This window comes from Roseateles sp. GW821-FHT09H10 (assembly GCF_059415865.1).
Genome location: NZ_JBWKOB010000009.1, coordinates 18,910 through 40,246 on the forward strand (window position 1 = coordinate 18,910; position 21,337 = coordinate 40,246).

Annotated in this window: 21 protein-coding genes; 17 read left to right on the plus strand and 4 right to left on the minus strand. The window is 67.9% G+C overall.

All coding sequences use genetic code 11. The features are described from left to right. The 5 genes from AC07OY_RS28350 (at nt 1) to AC07OY_RS28370 (ending at nt 3,941) form a co-directional block, all read left to right on the plus strand. Complete coding sequence (locus AC07OY_RS28350) at nt 1–690, plus strand: ABC transporter permease (protein ID WP_495045959.1); 690 nt, start codon at nt 1–3, stop codon at nt 688–690. Between the two features lie 139 nt (nt 691–829). Next, nucleotides 830–1,516 carry an ABC transporter permease gene (locus AC07OY_RS28355; protein WP_495045960.1) on the plus strand — a complete coding sequence of 229 codons (687 nt, stop codon included), beginning with the start codon at nt 830–832 and terminating at the stop codon, nt 1,514–1,516. Between the two features lie 2 nt (nt 1,517–1,518). Beyond that, the gene (locus AC07OY_RS28360) at nt 1,519–2,634 is read left to right on the plus strand and encodes a succinylglutamate desuccinylase/aspartoacylase family protein (RefSeq protein ID WP_495045961.1); all 1,116 of its coding nucleotides are present in this window, start codon (nt 1,519–1,521) and stop codon (nt 2,632–2,634) included. Nucleotides 2,635–2,792: 158 nt separating this feature from the next. Next, complete coding sequence (locus AC07OY_RS28365) at nt 2,793–3,560, plus strand: ABC transporter ATP-binding protein (RefSeq protein ID WP_495045962.1); 768 nt, start codon at nt 2,793–2,795, stop codon at nt 3,558–3,560. A 12-nt stretch (nt 3,561–3,572) separates the two neighbouring features. Next, nucleotides 3,573–3,941, plus strand: a complete 369-nt coding sequence (locus AC07OY_RS28370) for a YbaN family protein (RefSeq protein WP_495045963.1) — start codon at nt 3,573–3,575, stop codon at nt 3,939–3,941. Between the two features lie 4 nt (nt 3,942–3,945). On the opposite strand, the gene AC07OY_RS28375 is transcribed toward AC07OY_RS28370, so the two are convergent. The 3 genes from AC07OY_RS28375 to AC07OY_RS28385 all read right to left on the minus strand — a co-directional run bounded on the left by AC07OY_RS28375 (nt 3,946) and on the right by AC07OY_RS28385 (nt 7,799). Next, nucleotides 3,946–4,947, minus strand: coding sequence for a hypothetical protein (locus tag AC07OY_RS28375; RefSeq protein ID WP_495045964.1), 1,002 nt, complete (start codon nt 4,945–4,947; stop codon nt 3,946–3,948). Between the two features lie 66 nt (nt 4,948–5,013). Continuing rightward, a complete protein-coding gene (locus AC07OY_RS28380; protein ID WP_495045965.1) occupies nt 5,014–7,056 on the minus strand; it encodes a M3 family metallopeptidase in 2,043 nt (680 codons plus the stop codon). Between the two features lie 77 nt (nt 7,057–7,133). Next, on the minus strand, nt 7,134–7,799 hold the full coding sequence (locus AC07OY_RS28385) for a hypothetical protein (RefSeq protein ID WP_495045966.1): 666 nt from the start codon (nt 7,797–7,799) through the stop codon (nt 7,134–7,136). Nucleotides 7,800–7,902: 103 nt separating this feature from the next. On the opposite strand from AC07OY_RS28385, the gene AC07OY_RS28390 reads away from it, so the two are divergent. From AC07OY_RS28390 to argG, 3 genes are read left to right on the plus strand one after another with little or no spacing between them, the layout of a single operon-like run. Next, a complete protein-coding gene (locus AC07OY_RS28390) occupies nt 7,903–8,463 on the plus strand; it encodes a YaeQ family protein (RefSeq protein ID WP_495045967.1) in 561 nt (186 codons plus the stop codon). After that, on the plus strand, nt 8,460–8,726 hold the full coding sequence (locus tag AC07OY_RS28395; RefSeq protein ID WP_495045968.1) for a GNAT family N-acetyltransferase: 267 nt from the start codon (nt 8,460–8,462) through the stop codon (nt 8,724–8,726). Before AC07OY_RS28390 ends, AC07OY_RS28395 begins: the two co-directional genes overlap by 4 nt. Before the next feature lie 9 nt (nt 8,727–8,735). Further along, nucleotides 8,736–10,052 carry an argininosuccinate synthase gene (argG, locus tag AC07OY_RS28400; protein WP_495045969.1) on the plus strand — a complete coding sequence of 439 codons (1,317 nt, stop codon included), beginning with the start codon at nt 8,736–8,738 and terminating at the stop codon, nt 10,050–10,052. 154 nt (nt 10,053–10,206) lie between these two features. Here argG and murB read toward each other — a convergent pair whose 3' ends face one another. After that, nucleotides 10,207–11,235 carry a UDP-N-acetylmuramate dehydrogenase gene (murB, locus tag AC07OY_RS28405; protein ID WP_495046067.1) on the minus strand — a complete coding sequence of 343 codons (1,029 nt, stop codon included), beginning with the start codon at nt 11,233–11,235 and terminating at the stop codon, nt 10,207–10,209. Nucleotides 11,236–11,375: 140 nt separating this feature from the next. Here murB and AC07OY_RS28410 point away from each other — a divergent pair, with 140 nt between their 5' ends. The 9 genes from AC07OY_RS28410 to AC07OY_RS28450 all read left to right on the plus strand — a co-directional run bounded on the left by AC07OY_RS28410 (nt 11,376) and on the right by AC07OY_RS28450 (nt 21,323). Continuing rightward, the gene (locus AC07OY_RS28410; protein WP_495045970.1) at nt 11,376–11,864 is read left to right on the plus strand and encodes a YajQ family cyclic di-GMP-binding protein; all 489 of its coding nucleotides are present in this window, start codon (nt 11,376–11,378) and stop codon (nt 11,862–11,864) included. Nucleotides 11,865–11,866: 2 nt separating this feature from the next. Further along, nucleotides 11,867–12,523 (plus strand): retropepsin-like aspartic protease family protein, encoded by a 657-nt coding sequence (locus tag AC07OY_RS28415; RefSeq protein ID WP_495045971.1) that lies wholly within the window; start codon nt 11,867–11,869, stop codon nt 12,521–12,523. 55 nt (nt 12,524–12,578) lie between these two features. Then, nucleotides 12,579–15,398, plus strand: coding sequence for an XrtA/PEP-CTERM system TPR-repeat protein PrsT (gene prsT / locus AC07OY_RS28420; protein WP_495045972.1), 2,820 nt, complete (start codon nt 12,579–12,581; stop codon nt 15,396–15,398). Nucleotides 15,399–15,568: 170 nt separating this feature from the next. Further along, the gene (locus tag AC07OY_RS28425; RefSeq protein ID WP_495045973.1) at nt 15,569–16,474 is read left to right on the plus strand and encodes a PEP-CTERM sorting domain-containing protein; all 906 of its coding nucleotides are present in this window, start codon (nt 15,569–15,571) and stop codon (nt 16,472–16,474) included. Nucleotides 16,475–16,635: 161 nt separating this feature from the next. Further along, nucleotides 16,636–17,835 carry an acyl-CoA dehydrogenase family protein gene (locus AC07OY_RS28430; protein ID WP_495045974.1) on the plus strand — a complete coding sequence of 400 codons (1,200 nt, stop codon included), beginning with the start codon at nt 16,636–16,638 and terminating at the stop codon, nt 17,833–17,835. A 14-nt stretch (nt 17,836–17,849) separates the two neighbouring features. Then, entirely contained in the window at nt 17,850–18,977 is a 1,128-nt protein-coding gene (locus AC07OY_RS28435) for an acyl-CoA dehydrogenase family protein (protein ID WP_495045975.1), read from the plus strand. A 47-nt stretch (nt 18,978–19,024) separates the two neighbouring features. Beyond that, a complete protein-coding gene (locus AC07OY_RS28440) occupies nt 19,025–19,567 on the plus strand; it encodes a DUF3617 domain-containing protein (protein WP_495045976.1) in 543 nt (180 codons plus the stop codon). Then, nucleotides 19,564–20,301, plus strand: a complete 738-nt coding sequence (locus tag AC07OY_RS28445) for a pseudouridine synthase (RefSeq protein WP_495045977.1) — start codon at nt 19,564–19,566, stop codon at nt 20,299–20,301. The genes AC07OY_RS28440 and AC07OY_RS28445 overlap by 4 nt, the downstream gene beginning before the upstream one ends. A 5-nt stretch (nt 20,302–20,306) precedes the next feature. Then, complete coding sequence (locus AC07OY_RS28450) at nt 20,307–21,323, plus strand: bifunctional riboflavin kinase/FAD synthetase (RefSeq protein ID WP_495045978.1); 1,017 nt, start codon at nt 20,307–20,309, stop codon at nt 21,321–21,323. Nucleotides 21,324–21,337: the final 14 nt, after the last annotated feature.

Consider the following 21,337-nt stretch of genomic DNA (forward strand, 5'->3'; position numbering starts at 1 on the left):
ATGTTGCACGGATTTCTTCCCAGCCTGCTCGAAGGCTCCGCCGTCACTTTGGCGGTGGCCCTGTCGTCGCTGGCCATAGCCGCCCTGCTCGGCCTCGTCGGCGCCCTGGCCAAGCTGTCGCGCTCGCGCGTCGCGCAAGGCATCGCCGCCACCTACACGACGCTGATCCGCGGCGTGCCCGACCTGGTGCTGATGCTGCTCGTCTTCTACGGCGGCCAGCTCGCCATCAATGCGGCCGCGCCCATGCTGGGCCATGAGGACTACATCGACATCGACCCCTTCTTCGCCGGCGTGCTGACCATCGGCTTCATCTTCGGCGCCTACCTGACCGAGGCCTTCCGCGGCGCTTTCCTGGCCGTGCCGCCGGGCCAGCGCGAAGCCGGCCTGGCCTATGGCATGAGCCCGCGCCAGGTGCTGTGGCGCATCACGCTGCCACAGATGCTGCGCCATGCGCTGCCGGGCATCTCCAACAACTGGCTGGTGCTGATCAAGAGCACGGCCATCGTGTCCGTCATCGGCCTGTCCGACCTGATGACACGCGGCAAGCAGGCCGCCGGCACGACGCGCGAGCCCTTCACCTTCTTCCTGGCCGTGGCCGTCATCTACCTCGTCTTCACCAGCGTCTCCGAGCTCTTCTTCGCCTGGGCGCAGAAGCGCCTGGCCATCGGCACCAAGCGGGGCCAGCTATGAGCCTCGCACGGCCGCCCGAAGGGGCTCGCTCCCGCTTGGCGGGAGTGCGCCCGGACTTGGGATGCCCGGGGGGCATCGCTAGCCTGGCAAACGCCTGGCCGTCTCGGCCAGGCAAGCGCGAAGCGCGAAGGGTGCACAAATGAACTTCGAAGCCGTCTTCGAGAACTACCCGCTGTACCTGAACGGCCTGGTCACGTCGCTGCAGCTGCTGGTGCTGTCCCTGCTCGGCGGCCTCGCGCTGGCCGTGCCGCTGGCCGTCGTGCGCACGGCCTTCCTGGGCTGGCCGTCGCGCCTGGTCTGGCTCTACACCTATGTGTTCCGCGGCACGCCGATGCTGGTGCAGCTCTTCCTCGTCTACTACGGCGCCGCGCAGTTCGAGATCGTGCGCGAGAGCTGGGCCTGGCCCTGGCTGTCCTCGGCCACCTTCTGCGCCTGGCTGACCTTCACGCTGAACACGGCCGCCTACACGACCGAGATCATCGCGGGCAGCATCCGCGCCCTGCCCGCCGGCGAGATCGAGGCCGCCAAGGCCATGGGCATGGGCCGCGGCCTGATGATCCGCCGCATCGTGCTGCCGGCGGCCCTGCGCCGCGCCCTGCCCGCCTACGGCAACGAGGCCATCTTCATGCTGCACGGCACCTCGCTGGCCAGCACGGTCACGCTGCTGGACGTGACCGGCGCAGCCCAGCAGGTCTATGCCAAGTACTACCTGCCTTTCGAAGCCTTCATCACCGCCGGCGCCTTCTATTTCGTGCTGACGCTCAGCCTGGTCGGACTGTTCCGCTGGGCCGAGAACCGCTGGCTGAAACCCATGATGAGCCGCTGATCATGAATCTCATCCGCCATCCCCTGATCTCCCCCGCCCCCGGCACCCAGCGCGAGCTGGTGTCCCTGCATTACGGCAAGCCCGGCGGCCAGAAGGCCTATGTCCAGGCCTCGCTGCACGGCGACGAGCTGCCCGGCATGCTGGTCGCCCACCACCTGCGCCTGCAGCTGGATGCGCTCGAAGCCGCCGGCCAGATCACGGGCGAGGTCGTGCTCGTGCCCATGGCCAACCCAATAGGCATCAGCCAGTTCCTGCTGCATGCCCACCTGGGCCGCTTCGAGCTGACGACGGGCGAGAACTTCAACCGCCACTATCCCGACCAGATCGAAGCCGTCGCCGCCGCCGTGGAGCCGCAGCTCGGCAGCGACGCCGCCGCCAATGTCGCCATCCTGCGCCGCGCGCTGAAGGCGGCCGTCGAGGCCGCGCCGGTCGACACCGAGCTGCAGTCGCAGCGCCGCACGCTGATGGCCCTGTCCTGCGACGCCGACATCGTGCTGGACCTGCACTGCGACGCCCAGGCCCTGATGCATCTCTACACCGAGACGCCCTGCTGGCCCGACTGCGATCCGCTGGCACGCTTCCTCGGCTCGCGCGTGACGCTGCTGGCCCAGGACTCGGGCGACAACCCCTTCGACGAGGCCTGCTCCCAGGTCTGGTGGAAGTGGGCCAGGCATTTCGCCGGCCGCTTCCCGATTCCGCAGGCCTGCCTGTCGGTCACGGTCGAACTGCGCGGCGCCGCCGATGTGACGCATGAACTGGCTTCGGCCGACGCGAAGAACATCGTCGACTTCCTGCGCTGGCGCGGCCTGATCGCTGGCGACAAGCCGGCCGTGCCCGAGGCGCAAGGCGACGCCCGCCCGCTGGCCGGCAGCATGCCCATCAAGTCGCCGGTGGCCGGCGTGCTGACCTTCGTCAAGGAGGTCGGCGCCGAAGTGAAGCTAGGCGAGGTGCTGGCCCATGTCATCGACCCCATCACGGCCCAGGTCACCGAATTGAAGAGCCCGGTCGACGGCCTGTTCTTCGCCCGCGACTTCCTGCGCTTTGCCAATGCCGGCATGCGCGTCGCCAAGGTGGCAGGCCGCGAGGCGATCCGCACGGGCAAGCTGCTCGGTGCATGACATGAAGCCCCTCGCCCAGCCCAGCCGCGCTGAACGCGGGCAGGTCCGGTCGGTCCCCCTGGGGGGCGGCAATGCTTGCGGCGTCGAACCGCAAGCACATCGCCAAGTCGGGCCGGCTAGGGAGCGGCCCGGCGCTCGGCCCGCAACAAACAACTGAAATGACGATCCAACTCCAGGCCACCAACATCCACAAGCGCTTCGGCGAGCGCGAGGTGCTCAAGGGCATCTCCTTCAGCGCCCGCCGCGGCGACGTCGTCACGCTGATCGGCTCCTCCGGCTCGGGCAAGAGCACCTTCCTGCGCTGCCTGAATCTGCTGGAACAACCGAACGAGGGCGAACTGAGCCTGTGCGGCGAAAACCTGAAGCTGACCCGCGACCGCGACGGCAGCCTGAAGGCCGCCGATGCCAAGCAACTGCAGCTTTGGCGGGCCAAGCTGGCCATGGTGTTCCAGAACTTCAACCTCTGGGCCCACATGACGGTGCTGGAGAACGTCATCGAGGCGCCCGTGCATGTGCTGGGCAAGTCCAAGGCCGAGGCGATCGAGCGCGCTGAAGGCCTGCTGGCGCGCGTCGGCGTGTCGCACCGCGCCCATGTCTACCCGGCCCAGCTGTCGGGCGGCGAGCAGCAGCGCGTGGCCATCGCCCGCGCCCTGGCCGTCGACCCCGAGGTCATGCTCTTCGACGAACCCACCTCGGCCCTGGACCCCGAACTGGTCGGCGAGGTCCTCAAGGTCATGCGCGACCTTGCCGCCGAGGGCCGCACCATGGTCGTCGTGACCCATGAGATGGGTTTCGCACGCGAGGTCTCCAACCACTGCCTCTTCCTGCACCAGGGCAAGGTCGAAGAGGAAGGCAACCCCAAGGAGATGCTGCTGAAGCCTCAATGCGAGCGCCTGCAGCAGTTCCTCAGCGGCGGGCTCAAGTAGGCCGGCCCGGCGATGCACCGCGCCGTCGTCAGGCTGCTGTGGCGGACGCTGGCGGTACTCAGCCTGGTGCTGGCCATCCTCGGCATCGCGCTGCCCCTGCTGCCCACCGTGCCCTTCCTGCTGCTGGCCGCCTGGGCCGCCGGCAAGGGCTGGCCGGCGTTGGAGACCTGGCTGCTCAACCATGCCCATTTCGGCCCCAGCATCCGCAGCTGGCGCGAGCGCGGCGCCGTGCCGCGCCGGGCCAAATGGCTGGCCACGGTGATGATGAGCGCCAGCGCCCTGATGCTGGCGCTGACGCCCGCACCACTGGCAGTCAAGATCGCCGTGCCCGCCGTGATGCTGGCCGTGGCGATCTGGCTCTGGCGCCGGCCCGAGCGCTAGCAATTCATTGCAGCTCGGCCCAGGTCTTCAGGATCTGTATCTCGAAGACGCCATCGCCCTGGGCATCCAGTTCCAGCCGCGCATGCGTGGCGCTGACGGGCGTGATGCGCAGGGCCGAGTTGCCATTGCCCTTGACCAGCATCTGGCCGCTGCTCGGGAAGGCCTCGCTGCCCGTGGCCACCATCGGCTGGGGCGTGCTGATCTGCACCTGCTTGTCGGCAAACAGATTGCTGGCGAGGCCGCCGCTGTAGCTGAGGCTGCTTCTGTGGCCAGCACCCAGCGGCTCGACGCGCACGGTCAACTTGCTGTCCGTCAGCGTCGTCGAGAAGGCCTGGCCTGCATAGCGGCCACCCAGCACCAGGCGGGGCGTGGAGACGGTCAGCTCGGTCACGCCCTGCAGGCTCTGGCTCAGCGTGAGGTTGAGCGTGCCGTCGCCCTGTACGGTGTCGCTGCCGTGGCTGCTGCTGAAGCCGGTCAGCGTCATGGCCAGCGTGGCGCTGTAGCTGTTGCCGCCGAAGCTGCCGGTCAGCGCCTGCAGGCCCAGGCTGATGCGCCCCTGCATGACGGAGCCGTCCTCCTTGCAGGCCTGGGCATCGAGGGTGATGCCATCGCCGACGTCGACCTGGGCGTTGTTGTTGGCGTCGTTGATGGTCAGCGTCAGCGTGCCGCCCTCGCCGCAGTTCAGGGTCTGGCGCAGCTCGACGGCGGCCGGCGCAGCGCTGGTTGCAGCCAGCGCGCGACGCGTCGCGCCAGCGGCCTGCTGCAGCACCCGGGCGCCTGCGCCGCTGCCGGCCAGCATGCCGCCGGCGTCGTTCAGATAGAAGGCGCTGGACATCGTCGCCTGGCCGACGGCCACATAGTTGCTGCCGTTGACGCCCAGCAGCTGGGAGTCCGGCGGTGTGGGCAGATGGGGCGTGCCGGCGTCGCTGCCGCCACCCCCGCAGGCGCTCAGGCCGAGCGAGCCGGCCAGCACGGTGGCCGACAGGAGGATGCGTTGCTGGATCATTCTTGAGGTCTCCCTGGATAACGCCACGACCGCACGCAAGACGATCGCAGCGTCCCGGGTTTTACCTCAGGCGGGCAGCAGGCCTCTATCCTTCAACATGGGCTCCACCACCGGATCTCGCCCGCGGAAGGCGCGGAAGGCCTCGCCCGGCTCGCGGCTGTTGCCGGCCGAGTAGATGCATTCGCGCAGGCGCGCCGCCACCGCCGGGTCGAAGACGTTGCCGGCCTCGACGAAGGCGTCGAAGGCGTCGCAGTCCAGCACCTCGGCCCACAGGTAGACGTAGTAGCCGGCCGCATAGCCGGCGCTGCTGAACAGATGCTGGAAATGGGTCAGCCGGTGGTTCACGCCGACCTCGGCCGGCAGTTGCCACTTCTGCAGCGTGTCGCGCTCGAAGGCGACGACGTCGGTGGGCGGCTGGGCGGCCGAATGGGCCGCCATGTCGACGATGGCGCTGGCCGTGTAGCGCAGCGTCTCGTAGCCCTGGCCGAACTGGCGCGCGGCCTGCAGCTTGGCCAGCAGCGCATCGGGCAGGGGCTCGTCGGTCTGCCAGTGGCGGGCGAACTGCTTCAGCACCTGCGGCTCGGCCATCCAGTGCTCGTAGAGCTGCGACGGCAGCTCGACGAAGTCGCGCAGCACCTGGGTGCCGGCCAGGCGCTCGTGCTCGACGCTGGACAACAGGCCGTGCAGGCCGTGGCCGAACTCGTGGAAGAGGGTGCGCACGTCGTCGAAGCTGAGCAGCGTCGGCTCTCCGGCGGCACCACGGGCGAAGTTGTTGTTGTTCAGGATGACGGGCGTGGCGCCGAGCACGCGGCTCTGGTTGCGCATCGCATTCATCCAGGCGCCGCTGCGCTTGGTGGGGCGGGCGAAGTTGTCCTGCAGGAAGAGGCCGCGCAGCGAGCCGTCGGCGTTCAGCACCTCGTAGGCGCGCACGTCGGCGTGGTAGCCGGCGATGTCGGGCCGGGCCTTGAACTGCAGGCCGAACAGGCGCGTGGCGCAGTCGAACATCGCGGCCACCATGCGGTCCAGCGAGAAATAGGGCTTGACCTCTGCCTCGTCCAGCTCGAAGCGGGCGCGCTTGGCCTGCTCGGCATAGAAGCGCCAGTCCCAGGCTTCCAGGGCATGCGAGGCGCCGGCGGCGGCCATCGCGCCCTGCACGGCCTCGCGCTCGCGGGCCTGGGCGGCCAGGGCCGGGTGCCAGACGCGCTCCAGCAGGCCCATGACGGCGCCCTGGTTGCGCGCCATGGTGTCTTCCAGCGCATAGTCGGCGTAGCAGGCGTGGCCGTGCAGCCGAGCCTGCTCGGCGCGCAGCGCCAGGATCTCGCGGCAGATCTCGCGGTTGTCCGTCGTGCCGGTGTCGTCGCCGCGGCCCACCCACGCGCGCCAGGCCTGCTCGCGCAGGTCGCGCCGCGCACTGAAGGACAGGAAGGGCACGATCAGCGAGCGCGACAGCGTGATGACGTGGACGCCCTCCTCCAGCCCGCGGTCGATGGCCGCCTGGCGGGCGGCCGCGCGCACGAAGCCGGGCAGGCCGGCCAGCTCGGCCTCGCTGGTCAGGCGCAGCCGATAGCCGTTCTCGGCGCCCAGCACATTCTGCGCAAATCGGGTGTTCAGCTCGGCCAGGCGCGCCATGACGGCGGCGTAGCGGGTGCGCGCCTCGGGCGCCAGGCGGGCGCCGGCACGCAGGAAGTCCAGGTGCACGCGCTCCAGCAGCCGGCGCTGCTCGGGCGTCAGGCCCAGGCGCTCGCGCTGCTCGAACAGCGCATCGATGCGCGTGAACAGGCCCTGGTGCATGTAGACGGCGCTGCCATGTTCGGCCAGCGGCGCGGCCAGGGCCCGCTGCACGGCCTGCAGTTCGGGCGAAGTGGCGGAAGCGGCCAGCGTGTAGAAGAGGTGCTCCAGTTTCGTCAGCTGGCGGCCGCTGGCGTCGAAAGCGGCCACGGTATTGACGAAGGATGGCGCCTCGGCCTGGTTCGCGATGGCGTCGATCTCGGCGCGATGCGCCGCCAGCGCGGCGTCGAAGGCCGGTTGGAAATGCGCCGGGGCGATGTCGGCGAAGGCAGGCAGGCCATGGGGGCCGGTCCAGTCCTGCAGCAGCGGGTTGGTGCTCATGCAACGTCCTTGGAAACGAAAAGGGCCGCGTCCTGCCGGAGGCGGCCCCTGGGGCTGTCGTCAGTGGCCGGGGCGGATCACTTGCCCGCGGCGGCTGCCTTCTCCTTGCGGATGGCCTTCTCGTCGTTCTCGTCGTAGGCCTTGTTCTGGCACTCGGCCTTCCACTTGTCGTTGGCGTCGAAGTGCTTCTCGGTGCGGTCCTCGATGCCCTTGAACTGGGCCTCCAGCGCGTCGACCTTGTCGGAGAAGGCCTTGCGCTTGGTGCTCATCTCGGCGTCGGCCGCCTTGACGGCGTCGACCATGGGACCGAAGGCATTGGCACGGGCCTGGTAGGCGTCGTTGCGGGCCTTGAGCTCTTCCTTGCTGAGCTTGGACTGCTCGGCCACGATGGCCTCGTGCTGCTTGGTGATGGCTTCGCGTTCGGCCTTCACGTCGGTGACCTGCTTGGTCAGCGCGGCGTCGCCGGCCTCGATGCTGGCCTTCTCGGCCCTGAGCTTGTCGGCGTTGGCCTTGTAGGAGGCCTGTTCGACCTTGATGGCTTCCGATTCCTTGCTGTTGGCTTCCTGCGTGTCCATGCAGGCGCGCAGTTCCTCGCGCGACATCAGCTTGGCCTTGGGCTTCTCGACAACCGGGTTGCTGACCTTGTTGTTCTTCGGGTCGACCTTGGCCTTGGTGTTGGTGGTGATCTGTGCCTGGGCAGAGACGGCGAGGACCAGGGCCAGCGGAAGAAGAATGCGTTTCATGAAGAGGGCGCAACCGGGTTGCGAAGGTTCCAAACGGGAACCGGAATCATGCCACGAGGCTTCGCCGCGATAATGATCGGCTGCTTCCGGTTACCACCATCCCATGGCGCTCAAGGCCACCATCTACAAAGCCCAACTCCAGATCGCCGACATGGACCGCCATGTCTACGGGGACCATGCCCTCACGCTCGCCTGCCATCCGAGCGAAACCGAGGAGCGGCTGATGATCCGCGTGCTGGCCTTTGCGCTGAACGTGCCGGCCGACGACCTCAACGGCCGGCTCGAGTTCACCAAGGGCCTGTCCGACGTCGATGAGCCCGACCTCTGGCAGCTCGACCTCACCGGCGAGGTGCAGCACTGGATCGACCTCGGCCAGCCCGACGACCGCCGCCTGATGAAAGCCCATGGCCGTGCGCGGCGCGTCAGCGTCTACAGCTTCGCGTCCAGCACGCCGGTGTGGTGGGCGAACCTCGAGAACAAGCTCACCCGCGCGCCGCGCGTGGCCGTCTGGCAGATCCCGGCCGACCAGTCGCAGGCGCTGGCCGCGCTGGCCGAGCGCAGCATGCAGCTGCAGATCAGCATCCAGGACGGCAGCATCTACGTGTCGACCGCGAACGCGTCGGTCGAGATCCATCCCGTGGCGCTGAAGGCCGCCGCCGAATGACCCCGCGGCACGAACCCGAGCAGCTGCGTTTCACGCTGCCGACCACGCCCATCGGCGTGCTCGACTACGAACTGGGCCCGGGCCGCGTCATCTTCACGCACACCGTCGTGCCGCCGGCCTACCGTGGCCAGGGGCTGGCCGGGCAGCTCGTCGAAGCCGGCCTGCAATGGGCCCAGGACCAAGGGCTCAAGGTCGTGCCGGCCTGCAGCTACACACAGCTTTACCTCCAGCGCCACCCCGAGTGGCAACACCTCGTCGCTTAAGAGAATCCCATGTCCACGATCCTGCAATCCGTCCCCGTCGGCCAGAAGGTCGGCATCGCCTTCTCCGGCGGCCTCGACACCTCCGCGGCCCTGCACTGGATGAAGCTCAAGGGCGCCCTGCCCTACGCCTACACGGCCAACCTGGGCCAGCCCGACGAGCCGGACTACGACGAGATCCCGCGCAAGGCCATGCTGTACGGCGCCGAGAAGGCCGTGCTGGTGGACTGCCGCGCCCAGCTGGTGGCCGAAGGCATGGCCGCCCTGCAGGCCGGCGCCTTCCACATCAGCACCGCCGGCGTCACCTACTTCAACACCACGCCCATCGGCCGCGCCGTGACCGGCACCATGCTGGTGGCCGCCATGCAGGCCGACGGCGTCAACATCTGGGGCGACGGCAGCACCTTCAAGGGCAATGACATCGAGCGCTTCTACCGCTACGGCCTGCTGACCAACCCGGCGCTGAAGATCTACAAGCCCTGGCTGGACCAGACCTTCATCGACGAGCTGGGCGGCCGCGCCGAGATGTCGGCCTTCATGACGGAGAAGGGCTTCGCCTACAAGATGAGCGCCGAGAAGGCCTACTCGACCGACTCCAATATGCTGGGCGCGACGCACGAGGCCAAGGACCTTGAGCACCTCAACAGCGGCATCAGGATCGTCAACCCCATCATGGGCGTGGCCTTCTGGCGTGAGGATGTCGCCATCAAGGCCGAAGAGGTCACCGTGCGCTTCGAGGAAGGCGTGCCCGTCGCGCTGAACGGCATCGAGTTCCGCGACCCGGTGGCCCTGCTGGCCGAGGCCAACAAGATCGGCGGCCGCCATGGCCTGGGCATGAGCGACCAGATCGAGAACCGCATCATCGAGGCCAAGAGCCGCGGCATCTACGAGGCCCCGGGCCTGGCCCTGCTGCACATCGCCTACGAGCGCCTGGTGACCGGCATCCACAACGAGGACACCATCGAGCAGTACCGCATCAACGGCATGAAGCTCGGTCGCCTGCTCTACCAGGGCCGCTGGTTCGACCCCCAGGCCATCATGCTGCGCGAGGCCGCCCAGCGCTGGGTGGCGCGCGCCGTGACCGGCGAGGTGGCCGTCGAACTGCGCCGCGGCAACGACTACTCGCTGCTGGACACCCGCAGCCCCAACCTGACCTATGCGCCGGAGCGCCTGAGCATGGAGAAGGTCGAGGACGCGCCCTTCAGCCCGGCCGACCGCATCGGCCAGCTGACCATGCGCAACCTGGACATCAGCGACACCCGCGGCAAGCTGGGCATCTACACCGGCGCCGGCCTGCTGGCCGGCGGCGGACTGCCCCAGATCGAGTAAGGGTTGACCGCGGCTGGCGGGGCTGGTTGAATACTGTATAAATTCACAGTATTCAACCAAGGAGCCCGCCATGTACAGCCAGTACCGCCAGAACTACGTCCCCGGCCGCCCCCTGCCCCTGTGGCTGCAGCGCCTCCTGAGCTGGCTCTGAGCCTCAGACCACCACCGGCTCCGGCTCCAGCCGGATGCCGAAGCGCCCGTAGACGCTCTCCTGGATGGCGCGCGCCAGCGTCACGACCTCGGCGCCACGCGCGTCGGCCTTGTTGACCAGCACCAGGGCCTGCTTCTCGTAGACGGCTGCGCCGCCCACGGTCTTTCCCTTCCAGCCGCAGGCGTCGATCATCCAGCCGGCGGCCAGCTTCACGCTGCCATCCGGCATGGGGTAGTGAACGATGCCGGGGTCGCGGCCGATGATGTCGCGGCATTGCTCGGCCGTGACCACGGGGTTCTTGAAGAAGCTGCCGGCATTGCCGATGACGGCCGGATCGGGCAGCTTGGCGCGGCGCACCGCGCAGATCCAGTCATAGATCTGGCGCGCCTCGGGCGCCGCGATGCCGGTCTCGGCCATCTTGCGCTCGATCTCGAGATAGCCCAGCACCGGTTGCCAGGGCCGCGGCAGGCGAAAGCGCACCCGCGTGATGACGCTCTTGCCGGCCAGGCCGCCGAAATCGCTCTGCTTGAAGACGCTGTCGCGGTAGCCGAAGCGGCAGACCCCGGCCGGCAGCAGGGCCGGGCGGCCGGTGATGAGGTCCATGACCTCGACGGCCTCCAGCCTGTCCTTGAGCTCGATGCCATAGGCACCGATGTTCTGCACCGGCGCGGCACCCACCGTGCCTGGGATCAGCGCCATGTTCTCCAGGCCGGGATAGCCATGGTCCAGCGTCCAGGTCACCAGCTCATGCCAGACCACGCCGGCACCGGCCTCGACAATCCAGGCATCGTCACGCGTCTCCAGCAGCCGGATGCCGGGGATCTCCACCTTCAGCACGACGGCCTCGACGTCCCGGGTCAGCACCAGGTTGCTGCCGCCGCCCAGCACGAACTTCGGCGCCAGACCCAGTTCCGGGTGGTCGACGACGCGACGCACGTCGGCGGCTTCCCGGATGCGCACCAGCCGGCGCGCCACGGCCGGCAGACCGAAGGTGTTGTAGGGCTTGAGATTGACGTCCACCTCGATTTGCAGGGGCTGAAGGGGAATCGGCACCCCGTTGGGCACTCCGTTCGAGGGGGTCTGTGGCTGGGTGGACATGGGACAATTTTTGGATTCCCTGCACGACGTGCAGGAAGCAAAATTTTCGCCGATTCCACTCATCCCTCCCGCAAATGCCCAGCTTCGACACCGTTCTCGAGCCCGACCACGTCAAGATCCGCAATGGCGTGGACAACGCCATCAAGGAAATCGGCACCCGTTTCGACTTCAAGGGCACGGGCGCCAAGGTCGAGCTCAAGGACAAGGAAATCCAAGCCACCGGCGACAGCGACTTCCAGCTGGAGCAGATCGAGGCCGTGCTCTACGGCAAGCTGACCAAGCAGGACGTCGTCATCAGCTTCCTCGACAAGCAGGAAAAGGTCGAGAAGCTGGGCGGCGACAAGGTGCGCCAGGTCTACAAGATCAAGGAAGGCATCGAGGCCACGCTGGCCAAGAAGATCGTGAACTCGCTGAAGGAAAGCAAGCTCAAGGTCCAGGCCAGCATCCAGGGCGATGCCGTGCGCGTGACCGGCAAGAACCGTGACGACCTGCAGACGGCCATCGCCCACCTGAAGAAGAGCTTCGCCGACACGCCCCTCACCTACAACAACTTCCGCGACTGAGCATGGCCCGCCTCGTGGGGCTGCTGTTGCCCCTGTCCCTGCTGCCGGCCTTGAGCCCGGCGTCGGCCCAGACGCCCGCCCAGGTGCACCTGAACGGCATGCTGGGCGCGCGCGCGGCCCTGCTGGTCATTGACGGCGAAGCCCGCACCGTCGAGGTCGGCGCCATGGTCAAGGGCGTGCGCCTGATCGCGCTGGAAGACGGCCGCGCCGTCGTCGAGTACGGCGGGCGGCGCCAGACCCTCGGCCTGGGTGCGGCCCCCGGCCGCGTGCTCGCCCAGAATGCCGCGCCGCCGCGCCAGATCGTGCTGCCCGTCGGACCCGGCGGGCATTTCACGACCCTGGGCACGATCAACGGCCAGATCACCACCTTCCTGGTCGACACCGGCTCGACCAGCGTGGCCATCGGCCAGATCGAGGCCGAGAAGCTGGGCCTGCGTTACATGTACGGCAAGCGCATCGTCACGCAGACGGCCAATGGCGTCGTGCCGGCCTACCAGATCCAGCTGGCCAGCGTGCGCGTCGGCAGTGTCGAAGTCCGCGATGTCGACGCCATCGTCATTCCCGGCCTGACCAGCCATGTGCTGCTCGGCAACAGCTTCCTGAACCGCTTCCAGATGCGTCGTGAGAACGACGTCATGACTTTGGAGCTGAGGTACTGATCGCGGCAGGCGGCATCTGCAAGAATCCGGCGCCTCCCCTAGCCGGCCCGCCTCGATGACCTCTTCCCGCGCCCTGTTGCCCGCTTCGCTGCCCAGCCTGCTGGCCGCCCTGCTGATCGCCGGGGCGCCCGCTGCCCTGGCCCAGGACGCCGCCAAGGCCTCACGCTTTTACGAAGACGCGCTGCAGCGCTATGAGAAGCGCGACATCCCGGGCGCCATCGTCCAGCTGAAGAACGCGCTGCAGGCCGACAAGAGCCAGCTGTCCGTCCATGTGCTGCTCGGCAAGGCCCTGCTGGCCGACAGCCAGCCGGCGGCCGCCGAGTTCGAATTCGGCGAGGCGATCCGCATGGGCGTGAACCGCGCCGAGGTGGCCGTGCCGCTGGCCATGGCCCTGAGCGCCCAGGGCAAGCAGCCCCAGGTGCTCGAAGACCCGCGCGTGCAGGCCGGCGGCCTGCCGCCCGGCATCCAGCAGCAACTCCTGCTGGAACGCGCGCTGGCCTACTCCGACCTGGGCGACACCAAGGCCGCCCTGGCCGCCGTGCTGGACGCCCGCGCCCTCAACACCCAGGAAGTCAACGGCTGGCTGGCCGAAGTGCCGCTGCGCGTGCGCAACCGCCAGTTCGCCGAGGCGCATGCCGCCGCCGACCAGGCCCTCAAGATCGCCCCCGACAACGCGGAAGCCCTCTACCAGAAGGCCTCCATCCACCACGCCAACGGCCAGATTCCCCAGGCCCTGGCCGGCTATGAGAAAGCCATCAAGGTCGACCCCAAGCATTCGGAGTCGCACCTGGCGCGCGCCGGCTTGCTGGTCGACCTGAACCGCGACGCCGATGCGCTGGCGGAAGTCAACGAGCTGCACGTCCTCAAGCCCAATGACCCGCGCGGCTCCTACCTGCGCGCCGTGCTGGCCGAGCGCGCCAGCGACATGCCCGGATCGCGGGCCGCGCTGAAGCGGGTCACGGACCTGCTGGACCCCGTCCCCATCGAGTACATCCGCTACCGCACCCAATTGCTGATGCTCAACGGCCTGGCCCACTACAGCCTGGGCGAGCTGGAGAAGGCCAAGCCCTTCCTGGAACTGGCCTCGCGCCAGCAGCCCGGCAGCCCGCTGATCAAGCTGCTGGCCCAGGTGGCGCTGAGGGAGCCCAACGTCAACCGCGCCGTCGAGTTGCTCGAGGGTTATGTCAAGGCGCGGCCCGGCGACGGCCAGGCCCTGCTGATGCTGGCCTCAGCGCAGGCGAGCCAGGGCCGGCATTCACGGGCCGTCACGCTGATGCAGGATGCGCTCAAGGCCAAGGACTCGCCGGAGTACCGCACCGCCCTGGGCTTGTCGCTGCTGCAGAGCGGCAAGGCCGAGCTCGCCGCCGATGAGCTCATCAAGGCCTACAAGGCCGACCCCAAACAGACCTATGCCGGCCTGGCCCTGATCACCCTGCATCTGCGCGAAGGCCAGCCGGCCAAGGCCCTGACCGTGGCGGAGAACATCGCCCGGGCCAATCCGAACAACGCCACCGTCCTCATGGTCCAGGCCTATGCCAAGACCCAGTCGGGCGACTATCCCGGTGGCCGGGCCGGCTACGAGAAGGCGCTCAAGCTGGATCCCAAGCTGCTGGAGGCCAGGCTGGGACTCGTGCGCATCGACACGATGACCGGCAACTTCGACGCCGCCAACAAGCGGCTGCGCGAGGTCCTCAAGGGCGACGAGCGCAACACCCAGGTGCTGTTCGAGCTGGCGCTGCTGCACGAACTCTGGGGCAAGGACGAGGAGTCGCTGAAGTGGCTGGAAAGCGCGGCCGAGGCCAGCAGCGCCCGCGAGACGCGTGCCAATTTCGCTCTCGTCGCCTGGCATCTGCGCAAGGGCCAGCCGGCCCGGGCCGTCGAAGCGTCCAAGGCCCTGCTGGCCAAGCTGCCCGAGGATGTCGAAGCCCTGCAGGCCTATGCCAGCGCCCAGGCCGCCAATGGCGACACGGCCGGCGCCAAGTCGACGCTGACCAATGCGGCCCGCCGCGCGGCTTTCGACGCACCGCGCCTGCTGGAGGTGGCTCGCCAGCAGGTCAGCATCAAGGACTACAGCGGTGCCGCCTACAGCCTGGACAAGGCGCTGAGCGGCAGCCCCGACTTCGTGCCCGCCCAGGCCATGCTGGCCAGCGTGGAGCTGGCCCAGGGCGATGCGGCCAAGTCTGAACAGCGCGCCCGCCAGGTCATCCAGGCCGCGCCGAAGTCAGCCATCGGCTACAACCTGCTGGCCGAGGTCGCCACCTACCGCGGCCAGGCCTCGGCCACCATCGACGCGCTGCGCAAGGCGCATGACATCGAGAAATCCCAGGCCAGCCTGGCCCGGCTGATGCGTGCGGTGGGCGGCCAGAGCGGCCCCAAGGCCGCCATCGATCTCGGCGAAAACTGGCTCAAGCGCAATCCCGGGGACCTGGCCGTGCGCAACGCCGTCGCCGAACAGCACCTGCGCCTGCGCGACTTCGGGGCCGCGCGCAAGCAATTCGAAGCCATCCTCAAGCAGCGCCCCAACCACGCCGAGACGCTGAACAACCTCGCCAACCTGATGATGGAATCCGGCGACCCCGGCGCGCTGGAGGCGGCCGAGCGGGCCTACAAGGTCGACAACCGCAACCCCAAGCTGATGGACACCGCGGGCTGGGCCAACCACCTGGCGGGAAAACCCGAACGTGCCCTGCAACTGCTGCGCGAGGCGCGCCTGCGCGCTCCCGACGTTCCCGACATCCGCTACCACCTCGCCGCCGTGCTGGCCAAGGCCGGCCGAAAAGCGGAGGCCCGCGAGGAAATCAACGCGGCCTTGAAGGGAAATGCGAATTTCGCCGCAGCGGAAGATGCCAAGAAGTTGCTGGCCACCCTTAACTGAGGGGTCAAAACCCTCCGCATCGCTGTCGGTTGTTCTTACAATTTTTATCAAGCCGTCCAAGAGACAACAACAAGTCCTTGAACGGCAAAGAGATTCCACCCCTGGCACTGAGTTTGCTTCTACCGAATCAGATTGAGACGCCAGCCGGCGATTAACAAAGGAAAAACCCGATGAAAGTCCTCTCCATCCGCATGACCGCACTCACCGCGCTCATCGCAGGCCTGGCAGCCTGGAGCGGCGCGGCTCAGGCGTACTGGAATCTGGACACGACGCCGACCGCCACCATCGGTGACAGCGGCAATGCCGCCTACACGGTGAACATGTCCGGCTTCTACGTTGCCAACACGCTGAACGGTTCCAACAAGCTGGCCAACAACTGGTCGTCGGGCGCGCTGACCCAGTTCTCGGGCAATGGCCAGGGCATGTACACCGGCAGCGACAACGGTTCGCCCTACCACGCGCTGGACAACAACCAGAACACCGAAGCCGTGCTGCTGAGCTTCAGCGCCTCCACCGTGCTGAGCAGCATCGGCCTGGGCTTCGCCGACAGCACCGCCGCCTCCCCCGAACTGGGCTGCAAGAACAACACCACCAATGCGATGACCTACGCATCGACTTGCGCCGCGGGCACGACCTCGCAGGGCAAGACGGTCGACGTGTCGCTGTTCCGCTGGACGGGCACCAGCGCCCCGACCTCCCTCACCAGCACCGGTGCCGGCACGATGGGCGGCTGGGAACTGGTGGGCAACTACGGTGACTTCATCAAGGACACCAGCAACCCCTACAACTCGGTCAATGCCGCTGGCAAGACTTCGAGCTGGTGGCTGATCTCCGCCTACAACAGTGGCTTCACGCAGAGCGCCAGCACGGTGAACCGTGGCTCGCTGACCAACGGCGACGACTTCTTCAAGCTGTTCGCCGCGGCCGGCACCAAGTGCACGAGCACCGTCGATGCCAACGGTGTCTGCGGTGGCACCACCGTCAAGCTGCCCGAGCCGGCAACCCTGGCCCTGACCGGCGTGGCGCTGGTGGGCGTGGCCGGCCTGCGCCGCCGCAAGGCCAAGCTCGCCGCCTGATCCTTCCGGGTCATCTCGCTGCAAAAGGCACTCTTCGGAGTGCCTTTTTGCTTTTGGGCGCCAACTCGCTGTTCTGTCCCTGGCCGGACAGCCAGGATGCGAACGACCGTGCTAAAAAGCCCGGCATTCCCATCACGACAACGCAGCGACGCGACAGACCAATGGACCTCAACTTCACCGATGCGGAACTGGCCTTCCGCGCCGAGGTGCGCGAATGGGTTCGCGCCAACCTGCCGGCCGACATCGCCCACAAGGTGCGCAACGCGCTGCGCCTGAACAAGGACGACCTGCAGCGCTGGGCCAAGATCCTCGGCGCCAAGGGCTGGCATGGCTGGGCCTGGCCCAAGCAGTTCGGCGGCCCGGGCTGGAACGCCGTGCAGCGCCATCTGTTCGAAGAGGAATGCGCCCTCGCCTGCGCGCCGCGCATCGTGCCTTTCGGCCCTGTCATGGTCGCGCCCGTCATCATGGCCTTCGGCTCGCCCGAGCAGCAGCAGCGCTTCCTCCCCGGCATCATGAGCGGCGAGGTCTGGTGGAGCCAGGGCTACAGCGAGCCGGGCTCGGGCTCCGACCTGGCTTCGCTGAAGTGCCGCGCCGAGCGCCAGGGCGACAAATACATCGTCAACGGCCAGAAGACCTGGACAACGCTCGGCCAATACGGCGACTGGATCTTCTGCCTGGTGCGCACGTCTTCTGAGGGCAAGCCGCAGACCGGCATCAGCTTCCTGCTGATCGACATGAAGACGCCCGGCGTCAGCGTCAAGCCCATCATCATGCTGGACGGCGAGCACGAGGTGAACGAGGTCTGGTTCGACAACGTCGAGGTGCCGGCCGAGAACCTCATCGGCGAGGAGAACAAGGGCTGGACCTATGCCAAGCACCTGCTGTCCCACGAGCGCACCAATATCGCCGACGTGAACCGCGCCAAGCGTGAGCTGGAGCGCCTCAAGCGCATCGCCAAGGCCGAAGGGCTGATGGACGATGCGCGCTTCCGCGACCAGATCGCGCTGTGCGAGGTCGACGTCGTCGCGCTGGAGATGATGGTGCTGCGCGTGCTGTCGGGCGAACGCACCGGCAAGCAGCCGCTGGACGTCGCCGGCCTCCTCAAGATCCGCGGCAGCGAGCTGCAGCAGCGCTATACCGAGCTGATGATGCTGGCCGGCGGGCCGCTGGCCCTGCCCTATGTGCACGAGGCCATGGAGGCCGGCTGGCAGGGCGACCAGTGGCTGGGCGGCGCCTGGATCGGCGGTGCCGACCATGCCATCCCGCTGACGGGCAACTACCTGAACGTGCGCAAGACGACGATCTACGGCGGCTCGAACGAAGTGCAACGCAACATCGTCGCGCAGACCGTGCTCGGCTGAAGGGAGACAAACAAATGGATTTCGATTTCTCTGAAGACCAGCAAGCCCTGCGCGATGCCGTGCGCCGTTTCGTCGACAAGGACTACACGTTTGAACGTCGCGTGCAGATCGAGCGCGCCGGCGGTTTCGACCGCGCCGCCTGGGAAGGCCTGGCCGGCCTGGGCCTGACCGCGCTGGCCGTGCCCGAGGCCCATGGCGGCCTGGGCTTTGGCGCCGTGGAGGCCATGGTGGTCATGGAAGAGCTGGGCCGCGGCCTGGTCATGGAGCCCGTGGCCCAGGGTGCGCTGATCGCGCCGGCGCTGCTGAGCAAGGCGCCCGATGCGCTGCAGGCCGAATGGCTGCCACGCATCGCCGGTGGCGAAGCCCTCGTCGTGCTGGCCCACCAGGAAGCCAAGTCGCGCTACCGCCTGAACCGCGTCACCACGCGCGCCGTGGACGGCAAGTTGACCGGCGTGAAGAGCCTGGTGCCGGCGGGCGACGTGGCGGATGCCTTCATCGTGCCGGCCCGCGTGTCCGGCGCCGATGACGCTTCGGAAGGCATCGCCCTCTATCTCGTCGAGCGCTCTGCAGTTGGCGTGCACACCCGTCCCTATTCGATCTACGACGGCTCACGCGCCGCCGAGGTCCACTTTGAGAACACGCCCGCCCAGCTGATCGCCGGCCCTGAAGCGGGTCTGGCGCTGCTGGAGCTGGCCGCCGACATCGGCATTGCCGCCCAGGCCGCCGAGGCCGTCGGCGTCATGGAGAAATACCTCGCCCTGACGGTCGAATACCTGAACACGCGCAAGCAGTTTGGCGTCGTCATCAGCAGCTTCCAGGCCCTGCGCCATCGCACGGCCGACGTGAAGATGCAGCTCGAGCTGGCCCGCTCCATGAGCTACTACGCGACGCTGCGCCTGGGCGACGTGCCCGCCGTGCGCCGCCGTGCCGTTTCGCAGGCCAAGGTGCAACTCGGCAACTCGATGCGCTACGTGGGCCAGCAATGCACGCAGATGCACGGTGGCATCGGCGTCACCGATGAATATGTCGGCAGCCACTACTTCAAGCGCCTGACCGTCATGGAGATGCAGTGGGGGGACACCCTGCATCACCTCGGTGAAGTCAGCGCCCGGATGCAGGACACTGCGGGGGTGTTCGCATAGGCGGCGCTTGTCGGCGCCGCCCTCTCTTCCCTCGTGGAGGTCGTCCGATGAAGTTTCCTGCCCTGCTGCTGATCGCCGGCCTTGCCGGCGCGGCCCACGCCCAGACCATGAAGCCTGGGCTGTGGGAGTTCAAGCACGCCAGCCAGATCGCCCCCGAGCATCAAGCGCAGATGGCGCAGATGCAAAAGGCCCTGGAGAACATGCCTCCCGAGCGTCGCAAGATGATGGAAGACATGATGGGCAAGCAAGGCGCAGGCATGAGCTTTTCGGGCGGCGGCATGGCCCTCAAGGTCTGCATCACCAAGGAACAGGCTGAGCGCAACCAGGCGCCCGTCGATCAGAACGGCCGCTGCAGCCACGATTCCAAGCGCAGCGGCAACACCATCCAGACCCATTTCGTCTGCACCGACCCGGCCTCGGAAGGCGATGTGACGACGACGCTGCGTGGCAGCGAAGCCTTCACCAACGACGTCACCGTTCGCCATCAACGCAACGGCAAGACCGAGACCACCAAGCTCAGCAGCGAAGCACGCTGGCTGAGCAGCGACTGTGGCAGCGTGCAACCCAAGAAATCCGCCGCGGCCAAGTGAAGCAGAAGCTTTCGCAGATCCTGTTCAGCCAGGGATTCGGGACGCGCCGCCTGTGCGCGGGGCTGGTGTGGCACGGCGAGGTCTCCGTCAACGGCGAGGTTGTCGAGGAACCCGACACCGAGTTCGAGACCGAGGGGCTGCGCTTCACCGTCAACGGCCAGGAATGGCCTTTCTTCGACAAGGCCCTGGTGCTGCTGAACAAGCCGGCCGGCTACGAGTGCTCGCAAAAGCCCAAGCACCATCCCAGCGTGCTGAGCCTGCTGCCCGCGCCGCTGCGCGAGCGCGGCCTGCAGCCCATCGGCCGGCTGGATGAAGACACGACGGGCCTGCTGCTGCTGACCGACGACGGCACGCTGATCCACAAGCTGACCTCGCCCAAGCACCATGTGCCCAAGGTCTACGAAGCGCGCTGCAAGCATCCGCTGACGCCGGCCATGGTCGAGCAGCTGCTGGCCGGCGTCGAGCTGAAGGAGCCTGAAAGCAAGGTGCCGGGCAAGTTCCAGCGCCCTCCTGAGATGAGCAAGGCCGAAGGGGCCGAGATCGTCGACGAGACCCTGCTGCGGCTGACGCTCGTCGAAGGCAAATACCACCAGGTCAAGCGCATGGTCGCCGCCGTCGGCAATCGCGTGGAGTCCCTGCACCGGCCACAGTTCGGCGCACTGACGCTGTCGCCCGAGCTCAAGCCGGGTGAATGGCGCTGGGTCGGCAGCCCGGCCGAGGTCTGGGGACAATAAGGCCGATGCGAGTTTTCAGAGGCTTCCACCATCCCGGCATCGCCCCCGCCTGCGCGCTGACCATCGGCAACTTCGACGGCGTGCACCGTGGCCACCAGGCCATGCTGGCCCTGCTGCAGTCCGAGGCCCGCCACCGCGGCCTGCCGACCTGCGTGATGAGCTTTGAGCCGCATCCGCGCGACTTCTTCGCCGCCAAGGCCGGCAAGCCCGAACTCGCCCCCGCCCGCATCGCGCCGCTGCGCGACAAGCTGGGCGAGCTGGAGCGCTGCGGCGTCGACCAGGTCGTCATCCTGCGCTTCGACGAGGCGCTGGCTTCGCTGCCGGCCCAGGACTTCATCCGCCAGGTGCTGCGGGAAGGCCTGGGGGCACGCTATGTGCTGGTCGGTGACGACTTCCGCTTTGGCGCCAAGCGTCAGGGCGATTACGCCACGCTGGACGCCGCCGGCCAGGCCCAGGGCTTCGACGTGGCCCGCATGATGAGCTACGAGGTGCATGGGCTGCGTGTCAGCAGCTCGGCCGTGCGCGAGGCCCTGGCCGCCGGCGACATGGCCGCGGCAGCGTCGCTGCTGGGCCGGCCCTATGCCATCTCGGGTCATGTCACGCATGGCCGCAAGCTCGGCCGCCAGCTCGGTGAGACCAAGCCCGGCGCGGCCGACGGCTTTCGCACGCTGAACCTGCGCTTCCCCCACGACAAGCCGGCCGCCCACGGCATCTTTGCCGTCCTTGTGCATGGCCTGACGCCCGAGCCCCTGCCCGGCGTCGCCAGCCTGGGCAACCGCCCCACGGTGGAGGACGCCGGCCGGGTGCTGCTGGAGGTCCATTGCCTGGACTGGCCGCTGGGTCCCGAAGGGGGCTACGGTAAACTGGCCCGCGTGGAACTGCTGCACAAACTTCGCGACGAAGCCAGGTACGACGGGCTGGAAGCGCTCACGGCTGCCATCGCGGCCGATACGGCTGCGGCACGCGCCTTCCTGGCCACCCACGCTGCCCAACGCCGCCAGACCACGCGCGACCGAATTTGAAGCGGCTCCCCGCC